At 61.2% G+C, this 11,344-nt stretch carries 10 protein-coding genes; all 10 read right to left on the bottom strand.

Annotated features, from left to right (window positions below):
* Window positions 1–55 precede the first annotated feature (55 nt).
* Window positions 56–541: an Hcp family type VI secretion system effector gene (locus DLM_RS14350; protein ID WP_089084659.1), complete on the bottom strand. Its 486-nt coding sequence runs from the start codon at window positions 539–541 to the stop codon at window positions 56–58.
* Window positions 542–629: 88 nt separating this feature from the next.
* Window positions 630–2,207 carry an OmpA family protein gene (locus DLM_RS14345; protein ID WP_089084660.1) on the bottom strand — a complete coding sequence of 526 codons (1,578 nt, stop codon included), beginning with the start codon at window positions 2,205–2,207 and terminating at the stop codon, window positions 630–632.
* 9 nt (window positions 2,208–2,216) lie between these two features.
* Window positions 2,217–2,861 (bottom strand): DotU family type IV/VI secretion system protein, encoded by a 645-nt coding sequence (locus DLM_RS14340; protein ID WP_089084661.1) that lies wholly within the window; start codon window positions 2,859–2,861, stop codon window positions 2,217–2,219.
* Window positions 2,858–4,207 (bottom strand): type VI secretion system baseplate subunit TssK, encoded by a 1,350-nt coding sequence (gene tssK, locus DLM_RS14335; protein WP_167467120.1) that lies wholly within the window; start codon window positions 4,205–4,207, stop codon window positions 2,858–2,860. The genes DLM_RS14340 and tssK overlap by 4 nt, the downstream gene beginning before the upstream one ends.
* Window positions 4,208–4,219: 12 nt before the next feature.
* A complete protein-coding gene (gene tssE / locus DLM_RS14330; RefSeq protein WP_089084663.1) occupies window positions 4,220–4,717 on the bottom strand; it encodes a type VI secretion system baseplate subunit TssE in 498 nt (165 codons plus the stop codon).
* Window positions 4,714–5,349, bottom strand: a complete 636-nt coding sequence (tssJ, locus tag DLM_RS14325) for a type VI secretion system lipoprotein TssJ (RefSeq protein ID WP_167467119.1) — start codon at window positions 5,347–5,349, stop codon at window positions 4,714–4,716. Before tssJ ends, tssE begins: the two co-directional genes overlap by 4 nt.
* A 31-nt stretch (window positions 5,350–5,380) precedes the next feature.
* Entirely contained in the window at window positions 5,381–6,376 is a 996-nt protein-coding gene (gene tssG / locus DLM_RS14320; RefSeq protein ID WP_089084665.1) for a type VI secretion system baseplate subunit TssG, read from the bottom strand.
* On the bottom strand, window positions 6,355–8,118 hold the full coding sequence (gene tssF, locus DLM_RS14315; protein WP_089084666.1) for a type VI secretion system baseplate subunit TssF: 1,764 nt from the start codon (window positions 8,116–8,118) through the stop codon (window positions 6,355–6,357). The genes tssG and tssF overlap by 22 nt, the downstream gene beginning before the upstream one ends.
* Before the next feature lie 16 nt (window positions 8,119–8,134).
* Complete coding sequence (gene tssA, locus DLM_RS14310; protein ID WP_089084667.1) at window positions 8,135–9,700, bottom strand: type VI secretion system protein TssA; 1,566 nt, start codon at window positions 9,698–9,700, stop codon at window positions 8,135–8,137.
* 81 nt (window positions 9,701–9,781) lie between these two features.
* Complete coding sequence (gene tssC, locus DLM_RS14305) at window positions 9,782–11,323, bottom strand: type VI secretion system contractile sheath large subunit (RefSeq protein ID WP_089084668.1); 1,542 nt, start codon at window positions 11,321–11,323, stop codon at window positions 9,782–9,784.
* Window positions 11,324–11,344: the final 21 nt, after the last annotated feature.

Below are 11,344 nucleotides of genomic sequence, written 5' to 3'. Positions count from 1 at the left end.
CGTCGCCATGGCCCATGCAACAGGCGGTGATGCCTGCTGCATGGGCCGAGGGGGGTTAGCGGTTTTCTATCCAGCTATCGGCGTGGATGATGTTGCCGTCCTTGTAGGCCCAGGTGATTTTTTCGTAACGCACTTCTACCTGTTCAAGGTGGTTGTAACGTTCCTTGGCCACGTCCTTGATGTTGTGCATCTTGGGTTTGACGGCCACCACCTTGACGTTCTCCAGCTGCATGTTGAAGTACTCTTTTTCCTCCCCGGCATCGTCGATGCGGTACCACTTGAGTTCCATGCCCTTGAGGTTCTGGCCGCTGGTGACGGCCTTGTACAGGTAGGGCGAGGCGGCATCGAATTCCTTGACGAAAATCAGCGGGGTATGCACGCGGGTGCCGGTGAGCTTGCCGGTATTGCCATCGGTGGGAATGTAGACACTGTGGTCAAATTCCAGCACTTCGACGGAGCCTTCTCGACCTTGTACGGTGACGGAGCCTTTGATATCGGCACCGCCGTCGTCCTTGATCCACAAATAGGCGGGTATGGCCATGCTGTTTCTCCTTGCTGCGGGGCTCTGCCCCGGTGGTGGGTCCACCCGGCACGCGGGTGCTGCGGGTGGTGGTGTTGACACCCGGATGTCATCGCCCGGCGGGCGGTTCGATCAGAGTGATTTCCACGCGCCGGTTTTTGCTGCGGCCGGACGCATCGTCATTGCCATACAGCGGCTGGGTGTCGGCCAGCCCCTGTACCGCAAAATGGGTGATGGGAAAGGTGGAGGCAGTCACCAGCCACTGGCGTACCGCCTCTGCCCGCATCAGTGACAGGCGCAGGTTGGCTGCGCGGCTGCCGGTGTTATCGGTGTGGCCATCAATCAAGACCCGCTTGCCGGGGTTGGCCTGCACCCATACCAAGACCGCTTGCAAGGCCAGCTTGGCTTCTGGTTTGAGCACGCTCTGGCCGCTGTCGAACAGCGCGGTGCTATCCAGCCGGACCACTTCTGGCTTGGGTTGGGGCGGGTGGTAGGACTGAACGGCACGCAGGCTGAGGTCGGCCAGTGCTTGCCCTTGATACAAGGCAAAGCCCAGTTTCAGCGGTATGCCGTCGGCAGCCAGTGTGCTTAGTTGGCGCTGCCAGGCTTGCAGTTGCTGGGCCGCCACGCCTCGGGCCGGTTCCTGCGTGGCCGCCAGTGCCTGGAAGGCGTGCAGGCGCACCGCGGTTTGCGTAATCAGTTGTTGATTGTTCCAGGCGGAGCAACTGATAAACGCCATCAGGAATAAAGCGCTGCTGCTGATCAGGGTGGCCAGTTGCCGCCAGCCGGGTGGGCAGGCGCGGATGGGGGGGAAGCAGTCCGTCAACATGGTCAGCACCGTACTGTCGGTGGGAAGGCCGCATGGTGTAGTGGCCGGGGCTTGCAAGCCGCTGTGGCGGTTGGCCGCGTCTTGCCATGGCACTTCCTTGGGGCCGGGTTCTCCTGCTGGCTGCGACAGACAGGCGAGGGCATGTAAGGCGGGTGCCTGCTTGCCTGCCTGTTCTGGCAGCAGGGCCGGTAATAACTGCTGGCTGACATGCTGTTGCAGGGTGTTGAGCACCACGGCGTGTTGTAGTGCAGCCAGGCTCTTGTCCGGTGCTGCTTGCAGCGCGGCAGCCAGCACGGCTTGTATCTGCTGTGCAATGGCGTGTTGTGCCGCTGGATAATTACGAGTGGGCGCAATGGCCACCGGCAGCGGGAGCGCTTGTTCCAGCGCCGGATGGGTGGCCAGTATCAGCAGTGCGCCCGGCAACGGATGTCCGTGTTGTTGCTGCGCCAGTTGCCAGGCGTGATACCAGTCGGCCAGTTGTGAGACAGCGGCTGGTGTCGGGTTGAAGACATCGGCGTTGATGACCAGCAGCAGTCCCCGCGCCCGGATACCACTGCTGTGCCAGGCGGCCAATTGTTGTGGCTGATCCAGCCAGTGCCAGGCTGGTTGCAGTGTGCTGCGCCAGCCCTGTGCCTGTTGCAGTGCATGGGCGGCCGGGCCACCCAGCAGGATGACTTCTGTGGCGCTGTGGCTGGCCTGCTGCCGTAAACGGCGCCACAGTGCCAGCATGCCGATCAGCCAGGGCAGGCTTAGCAGCATGGCCACGGCGGTGGAAACGGGCAATGCACGCCAGATCAGCAGCAGGCCCAGGCTTAGCATTATCAAGGGGTACAGCCAGTACCAAAGCAGCGGTGGCATGGCGTGTCCTTAACCGCCCAACTGGCGCAGCGCATGGTGCAGCCAGCCTTGCAGCAGTAAATAGAGCAATGACAGCAGCAGGCAGGACAGCGCTGCCCACAGCCACGGGGAAAAGCTGCGCCAGTGCCAGACAGGGCGGCGTGGTGCGGTGGCTGTCTGGGCCGGCGGCAGCGCGTTAATCACCTTGTCCAGTTGCTGCCGCCATTGCTGGCGTTGCGCGGCATCGCCCTGGCTGTACTTCCCTTCAAAGCCAAGCGCCAGCACCAACTGCCAGCAGGCCAGCAACCAGTACGATGGTTGCGGGCGGGCCAGTTCGCTGCGAATTTGCTCATAGATTTGTTCGCCACCTTGTAGCGAAGCAAAGCGGCGTACTTGCAAGGGATTGGCCTGCCATTGGGCGCGGGCCGCGTCGGGCAAATGGCGCAGCGCGGTTTCATCCAGCAGGCAGCAGCAGGCGTAAATCATTTGTTCGCGTTCGCGTGATGGTGTACCTGCCTGTTCCAGCGCCTGTTCCAGTTGATCAAGCAGTTGATCGCAATGATGGTTCAGGTCGCTGCCGGCTACCGGCGCGGCCTGTTGCTGGAGCCGGGTGACAATCAGCGAGACGTCGCGCATGTGGCCGCGTACGGTATGAAGAATGGTAAGGGGGCTCATGTTCTGGGTACCGCGTACAAGGCCAGTTGCAGCTCTGGCAGGGAAGAGGGGAAGTAAAAGGCGCAGGACTGGGCGGCCAGCATGGTGGCAAAGGCCGGATGCTGGCTATCCAGGGCGAAATACAAGCTATCCACCCGGCTGGGCAGGGCGGTGGGCAGGCGCTGCATGGGTTTGAGCGGAATACCATTGATGGCCGAGGACAGGATGCGCGCCACTTCGTCCGGAGCACCTGCCTTGGCCACCTTGGGTAATTGTTCTTGCAACAGGTGCAGCGGCATGGCGGCGTGGACAGATAGATAAAAATCCGTGCCTTCGCGCAAGCGCGCATCATCCAGATGGGCCAGCCACAGATTGCTGCCATCGCGTTGCAGCGGCAGCACCACCACCGGCGTGGGGATTACCGTATCCAGCAGCGTGCGGATCAGTTGTTCCAACTGCAGGAATACCCTGCCCAGTTGTTGGTGGTCGTAGGCCGGGATGTCGCTTAGCTGTTGTTCCAGGGCAAAGATGCTGAGCATGCCCGCCAGCCGTGACAGGCAGAGGTAGGCGGCATAGGGCTGGATATTGCCCAGTGTTGGCAGCATGCGAAGTTCCGGCCAGCTTTGGGCCAGGCTATGCATCAGCCACAGCAGGCTGAGGTCCGACAGCAGATAGTCGGCGGCTTGGCGGGTGCGTTCACGGCGCTGTTGTTGCAGGCTGTGTTGCCTGGCCAGCAGTAGTTCTGCCAGTTGTTGCAGGCGCTGCTGCAATAAGGGCGATGCACTACAGCACAGCAAGGGTGGGATAAAGCCGGGGTCCTGTTCGAAACGGCCCTGGGCATTGCGTTGCAGCCGTGCCAGCGGCAGCTTGCTCATGCCGTCCAGCGCTTCACCGTCAAATTTCAGCAGCAGATTGAGCTGTTCCACGGCCAGTTCGTCTTCCTGCTCGCCCATGTGATCTGGCACTTGGGCAAACTGCTGTCGGTAGCGGCGTGGTGTTTCTTCCGGCCTCACCTCGCCCTGATGCAGGTTATTGCCCAGGGGGTTGAGCAGCGGCAGTGCCAGCCATAGCGTGATGCTGTCGCTGGCATTGTCGAGCGCATCCAGGTGTCGCGCAGGCGGTAGCTGCGCGCTGATGCGGGTGTCGAAGGCAGTACCGTCAGGAAAGCGGCCGGCTAACTGTTCGAGCCGGACTTGTCCCTGGCTGAGTGCCAATGGGTCGAGCGCCAGCGCGCTTACGCCCCAGGGGAAGGGGCTGGCCAGCGCCGCCAGTTGGTGGTGTTGCCAGGCTTGCTCTGCCTCTTGCTGCTGGAATAACTGTGGCAAGAGCAGGATGCCTTCATGCCAGAGTGGTTTGTGAATGCGCAAACTGGATATCCTTCAAGGTGAGCGGGGAATACTGCGGGCTGCAAGCGATGTCGCCTGCGTTTGCCGCGAGTGATGATCTGCTGCCCCCAGTAATTGCAGGCGTACCGCATGATCGGGGGTGAAATAGCTGCCAAAGCGCACCAGGCCGCTTTGCTTGAGATGACAGACCAACTCATAGCCCAGTACATCGTGCTGGGCATTGGCCAGTAGCTGGATGTCGATGTGGGCCAGCCGCGGTTCATAGCGCAGCAAGGTGCTGGCAATGTGTTGGCGCAGCAGGTGTGCGCTGGCCGGCAAATGGCGGTAGATCAGTGCCAGATCCGGTAGTCCGTAATCCGGCAGATGCTTGATGGCGCCTTGCCGGCTGTTGAGAATCACCCGGATGTTGTCCATCACGCTGAACAGGTGCTGGCTGTTTTCATCCCAGGCGTGCAGGCTGCTGCCATCCTGGAAGTTGCCCAGCAGTTTTTCGTAGAGTGATGCTCCGGTATGGCCTTGCCCTGGTTTCATGTGCCACTCCTGACGGCCGGCGCCGGGACACTGGTTGCTGCTGCGGACGCTTTGGGCTGTGACGCGGGCACGGTGGCCGGTGTTTGTGGCTGTGGCGCAGCCGGTGGGTCCGGTGGGTGTGGCAGTTGGGTGATCCGGATCTGGTTATCCAGTAGTTCCAGGCGGGCTGCTTTCTGGTTATCCAGCGTTTCTACCGGCATGCTGACGCGCCAGATCGCCGGTGGCGCGGGCTGGCGGAATAAGGCGACGATGGCAATTTGACTGGTATTGGGTTCTACCGGCGAATTCAGACTGATGCTGGTTCCCGGCCGCAGTACCAGATCATGGCGTGCCAGCATTTCCTCGCCCAGTGTGTCCCTATCCTGGCTTAAGAGCTGTGCATAGCTGGCCTGGGCAAAGGCTTTGCCATCACGTAGCTGATAGACCCGGACCACTACCGCAAGGGCATGGCCGCGTTCATCCGGATTCAAGGCATCGCGGGCGGTCAGGTCCAGCTTCAGCGTGGTCAGCTTGGGATAAAACACAGCGGAAACCAGTTGCTGGCTACCGTTTTTCAGTGCTTGCCAGGCACCGCAGCCGCTGAGGCCAAGGCTCAGTAGCACGCATAGCATGGGGGTGAAGCGCAGACGCATGCGGAGGGTCTCCGGCAGTAGGGTGGATGGGTCAGGCATGCAGCATCCCCAATGGAATTTCGACGTGCTGCTTGTTGTGCTGTGCTGCCGGGCGCAGATGGGCGGCGCGTCCCAGCCGGTCGCCATGGCGGCTCAGCCGCGAGGCCGGTCTGGCGCTGGCGGGCAGGCGGGCAAACAAGGCCAGATCCCAGCGCAAGCCCAGATAGCCGCGCAGCACCTGGCTGAGATCGTCATGTGTTTGCTGCCCTGTCTGCAGCGCGGCCAGTTCGCTGCTGTGCTGCAGTTGCAGGGTGAGTTTGACCGTGCGTTGCACATCCCGCAGGCGGGCGCCCAATAACACCGTGCCGTTGTGCAGCCGGCTTGTCCGGCCAAGCCGGCCCGGCCCCAGCAGCACCTTGCGTGGGTAATAGGGGCTGACACTGCCCGGTGTGTTGGGCAGCACATGCTGCAGGGCAGCCAGCAGGCCATCTGCGGTGCGGGTGCGCTGGCTGAGCGGGCCCAACAAGGCCAGCCAACGCGCAGGGCTCAGCCCGGTTTGCTGAGCGGGCAAGGCGCGGCCAGCCAGGCCCAGCAAGGCTTGTGACAGACGATCCTGCCCGCCGGGACGGAAACCCGCCGGGTAGTGATATTTGCGCCAGATGGCGTAATAGCGGGTGATGATGCGGTGATGGAACAGGTCGAGAAAGTCGCTCAGTGCCTCGTGGCCTTCGCGGCGGGTGACCTGATCGTTGCCAATATGTTGCGGCAACACGCCATCCACTCCGGTCAGTCCCAGAAAGCGCGTGTATACCGTAGGGACTGACGATGCTGGCTCGTGGTGGTATTGCGGCTGGTAGTGCAGCTCTGCACTTGGGAAACCATAGGCCGGGTGCGCGCGGAACCTGACCGGCTCTGCCGCGGCACTGTCTGTACTTGCCAGCGTGCATGGCGGTGTGCTGGCCAGCTCCAGTAATTCGCAGAAGCGATAGAAATTGAACTGGTCAGCCTGTGGCAGCATGGCTTGAATCAAAGGGGCGGGCGCTGGCATGTGCGATCCTCCCACTGCAAGGTACGGCCGCTTGGCTGTATCAGCACGCGTAAACGGGTGAACAGATTCAGATCGGCATAGCTCGCCAGAAAATGATCCAGCAAGGTGGCAAACAGATACAGATCGCCTTCGCCGGTAAAGCCGCCCTGATCCAGGGTGATGTCAATGGCCACGCCGTGCTTGACGCAGCCTTGTTCCACCTTGCGTACCAGTTGATGGGATACATCGACGATGGCCTGCAGGCGGCGGCGGTTCAGCGCGTCGTCGGTCCAGTCGTATAGCGCCAGGGTGCCGCGCAGGGTTTCGGCATTCAGCAAGGACAGGTAATTGCTGGCCAGATGCGACAGCACGCGCCATTGGAATCTGTCCTCACGCGGCGGATGGCAAGGCAAGCTGTATGGCAACAGATGATGCACGGCGGTCACTGCACTGCGATGCTGCCGCAGGGTTATCTGTTGGGGCTGACGCAGGGCCTGGCGCGGCAGCATGCCATTGGTGCCGGTCAGTTTCAGCGACAGGGTTTCCGGCTCCAGTTCCTTCTGCGCCTGCCAGTGATGGCCGCCCAGCATCAGCCAGCTATCTTCATGGCCATTGGCACTCTGCCGTGTATGGGTGTGGTAGTAGCGTTCCGGGGCTTCGTGACGCAGCATGCCGCCGCGGTGGCGAAAGCTGCGAAACGGCAGGTAGTCATGGCGTTGGCCGCTGTGGTGATCGAAGGCTTGGACGGCATCGACCGAGAAGGTTTCGATCTGGTTGCCATCGTGCAAGACCGGGATGACACGGTAGGCATGCTGGCGATGATCAACATGAATGGGTTCGGCTTCGACCTCGAACAGGTTGACCGCCGGTACGCAATGCAATTGGAAGGCGTGCTGGTCAAACGGTTGCCCAGCCGGAAAGTAGCTGGCCAAGTGAATTTCGATGTCAAAACGGCCATGGGCTGGCAGTTGTGTGGCATTCAGGCCGCACAATTCGACAAACAGGAATTTTTCCCGGAAGGCAAAATACTCCATCAGCAGTGGATAGCCGCCGTGTGCGCTGGGCGGTCTGGGCCACAGCCGGTCATCAGCAGCAAAGCCGCTTTGCCTGAGCGTCAGCGCGGTGCTGATCACGGCGTCTTCGCCACTGGTTTTCAAGGCTAGCCGGACCGTTGGCTGGGTTAAAGCATGCAACAGGGCAAAAGCCACCGGCGGGTCGGCGTTGAGAAACAGCGGCAGGATGGATAAGTCCAGGCTGTCGCGGTTGGCCTGGGCTTCCAGTTGCAGCCCCAGTCGAATCAGTTGGCTGCCATCGTCGCTTTCTTCCAGTCGGGCCAGCTGCAGTTGCAGCGGCAGCAGTTGCAGGTCGCGGGTGGTGCGGTATTGGCAGACCTGGCCGACATTGCCAAGCGGGCTGCTGAGCAGGCCGGTTCCCGCCGGGATGTGCTCGGCTTGTTGCAGCACGCCCTTGGCGGTGCGAAACGCCATCACGGTCAGGGCTGGAATCATGCGCAAGTAATGCGGCCACAGCAGTCCGACCAGGTTTTCGGTCAGTTCGGGTACGTCGTCATCCAGCTTTTGCTGCAACTTGCCCATCAGAAAGGCAAAGCCTTCCAGCAGACGTTCCACCATGGGGTCAGGATGGCCGACATTGTCCAGGTTTAGCAGGGCAGCCTGATCGGGATGGGCCTGGGCAAAGGCTTTGCCGGCTTCACGCAGGTAGCGCATTTCTGCCGCGTAGTAATGCAGGGTCTGGTCGTTCATGATTGGCAGGCCCGCTTCATCGGCTGGAGAACAATGCGGTACGCAAGGGGTTGAGCAGGCTCATGTCCTGCTGCAGGCGTTGCATCTGTCCGTGCAGGGTTTGCTTGTCGGCATCTTTGCGGCGTCCGCGTTGGCGCAGCAGTTGCAGATGACTGGCCTTGATGTCGAAAACCAGTTCCGGATCCCACTGGCAGATTTCCTGGCTGCATAGCTGTTGTTCCAGCCCGCTGACAATGCCCAGCGCAATATCTGCCCGGTCACAGGACTCCGCCAGTTGTGCCGTCAATAACAGTTGCTGTGCCTGTTGGCGCAGGCCATGTGGTCGGGGCAGGCTTTGCAGCCAGCCCAAGGCGGCTTCCAGCCCTTGCTGTTCGGCCAGCAACTGGGCCTGTTGCCCGATATCTTTAAGGTCGGTGCCGGTGACGGAGATCAGGGGTGGGGCCAACTGGTTGTCGCCACCGCTAAGGTCGTGTACCACGGCCTGGCTGGCCAGCCATTCCAGCGTATTGTCGTCGGCAAACGGGCTGCCATCGGCAAAGCATAATTGTTCGATACCACACAGGCGGTGGCGCATCAGCGCAATGTCGCTCAGGGCGATGTCGCGCCAGTGCTGATGTGATTCTCCCAACTGGCCCAGCGCCTGCCAGGCCAGGTATTGCAGGTCCAGCCAGAAGTGATTGGCGGCTTCCAGAAAGGCCGAGTCGGCTTTTTCCAGCAGGGCATGCCATTGTTTTTGCAGCAGCAGGCGGGTGAGCGTCTGGCGCAGCTCTGGCCTGGGGGCGGGCAGGCGGGTGCGCTGCTGGCCATCATGTGGCGGAGGCTGGGCAATGCTGTCCCAGCGCACTACCCGTGCCAGCCGGAAGGCGGCAAATGCCCCTTGTGGCTGCTGGCGCAGATAGCCGCACATGGCGCGCAATTGTTCCAGCAACATCTGGCTGGATTCAATCACATTCGCACTGGGTGGATGACTGGTTTGGCTGCTTGCTGCTGAAGCGCTGTGGGGTAGGCTGCCGTCGCTGGTGGCCAGTGTGCTGCGCAGCTGGGCCCAGGCCGTGTCGAGTTCGATGGCATGGCTTGCCCATTGCTCGGCCAGATTGTCCAGTTGCTGCTGCAGCGCCTGGCGCAGGGGTGGGGATGGCGCATCCAGGCTTAGCAGCCAGTCCAGAACCTTGCTGCTGCCAAGCCAGCCCAGAATGGCATGGCGTGCTGCCTGCCGTTGCGGATGCAGGGCGGTGCCATAGTGCAGGCTCAGTGCCTCCAGTAATTCCAGCCCCTGGTACAGGCCGTTCCAGCCATGTTGGCGCGTCCAGGCATAGGCCAGATACACTGCGGGCCGCAGGTCCTTGCCCTGCTGTTGCAGCAGCAAGCGACAGTCCTGCTCCAGCGCAAGACAATCCAGCCCACTTAGCCGGGACAGATTGTCTTTGAGCTGCAGAAATACCTCATGCTCAGCGACGTCTTCACCGCAGGGCTTGTCTGCCTGACACGGCTGCAACAGCAGGGCAATGTCTGCTGGTGCATCGGTTTGGGCAATGCTGGTGTTGTCCTGGCGGATCAGGCGATTGAGCCAGTCTGGTTTCATGAATGCTCCGGTCCATGGCTGGGGGAAATGTTGCCGTGGTATGGGCTTGCCCGCCGTCAGGCAGGGCAAGCCGCTGCCTGCTTAGCTGTTTTTGGCCTTGGGCATTTGCGACACCAGTGACAGGCTGATATCCATGCCTTCGACCTGGAAGTGCGGCACGATGAACAGCTTGATCTTGAAGAAGCCCGGGTTATCGTCGATGTCTTCCACCACCACCCTTGCCTCGCGCAGCGGGTGGGATGCCTGCAGTTCGTCGGCCGGGTCGGTCATCTCGGTCACCAGATTCTTGATCCAGCTATTGAGCTCCAGCTCCAGCACTCGGCGGTCCTTGGTGGTACCGATGTTTTCGCGCTGGATCAGCTTCAGATAATGGGCAATGCGCGACAGCAGGAAGATGTAGGGCAGGCGGGCATTGATGCGACTGTTGGCGGTGGCTTCCCGGGTTTCGTACAGTGCCGGCTTCTGTACCGAGTTGGCGGAGAAGAAGCAGGCGTAATCACGGTTCTTGTAGAAGGACAGCGGGGTGAAACCAAGGTTGGCGAACTCGAACTCACGGGTTTCCGGAATCAGCACTTCGGTGGGAATCTTGATTTGATTACCGGTGCCCAGGTCGTACAGGTGGATGGGCAGGTCTTCCACCAGGCCGCCCGCTTGAGGGCCGCGGATTTGCACGCACCAGCCATTGTGAATGAAGCTGCGCACCATATTGGCGGCAAAGGCAAAGGAGGCGTTGGCCCACAGATAGCGCTGGTGGTCCGGGCCTTTTACCTGTTCACAGTAGTTGAAGCTGCGTACCGGTACGGTGTCCGGCCCATAGGGCAGGCGGGCCAGGAAGCGCGGCAGGGTGAGGCCGACATAGCGGGCATCGTCGGTATCGCGGAAGCTTTTCCACTTGATGTATTCGGCGCGGTCAAAGTAGTTGGCCACATCCTGGATGGCGGCCACTTCTTCCATGCTGTCCTTGCCGAAGAAGGCGGCGCCCACCGAGGCGATGAACGGCATGTGGGCGGCGGCGGATACCTTGGAGACATTGCGCAGCAGGGCAATGTCCTGCGGGCCGCGGTCGAATTCGTAGTCGGAGATGATGGCACCGATGGGCTCGCCACCCGGTGTGTCGTATTCCTGAATATAAGTGTGGCGGTACAGCCCGCTTTGTATCACTTCCGGGCTGTCCTCGAAGTCCTGGCGCAGGGCTTCCTTGGAGACATCCAGCAATTCGATTTTGATGTTCTTGCGAAAATCGGTGCGGTCCACCAGAAACTTCAGGCCACGCCAGGCCGATTCGGTGCGCTGGAAATCCGGGTGATGCAGCACGGCATCCAACTGGCGGCTGATCTGGGCATCAATGCGGTCGATATGGTAGTCGAGCAGGCCTTTGTCCAGCCGGTCTACCTTGAGTGCGGATTCCTGCACCAGCTTGAGGAAGACATTAACCGCCACGGTGATGCGTTCATTGAGGGTGGCTTCGGACAGGGCATCCTGATTGCGGAAGACTTCCACCGCAGGCGCATGGCTGACCGGGGTCAGATTGATGCGGTTGCACAGTGCGTTATATACGCCGCTGTCTGTGGTGGTGTCGGCATCCAGGACGGCGCTATTGCTGGGCTGGCTGGTATTTTCCATGTGGTTTTCCTTGGTGATCCG

The organism is Aquitalea magnusonii (assembly GCF_002217795.2).
In the GTDB taxonomy this organism is placed as follows: Bacteria; Pseudomonadota; Gammaproteobacteria; order Burkholderiales; family Chromobacteriaceae; genus Aquitalea; species Aquitalea magnusonii_B.
This window is presented reverse-complemented; position numbering and strand designations above follow the sequence as displayed.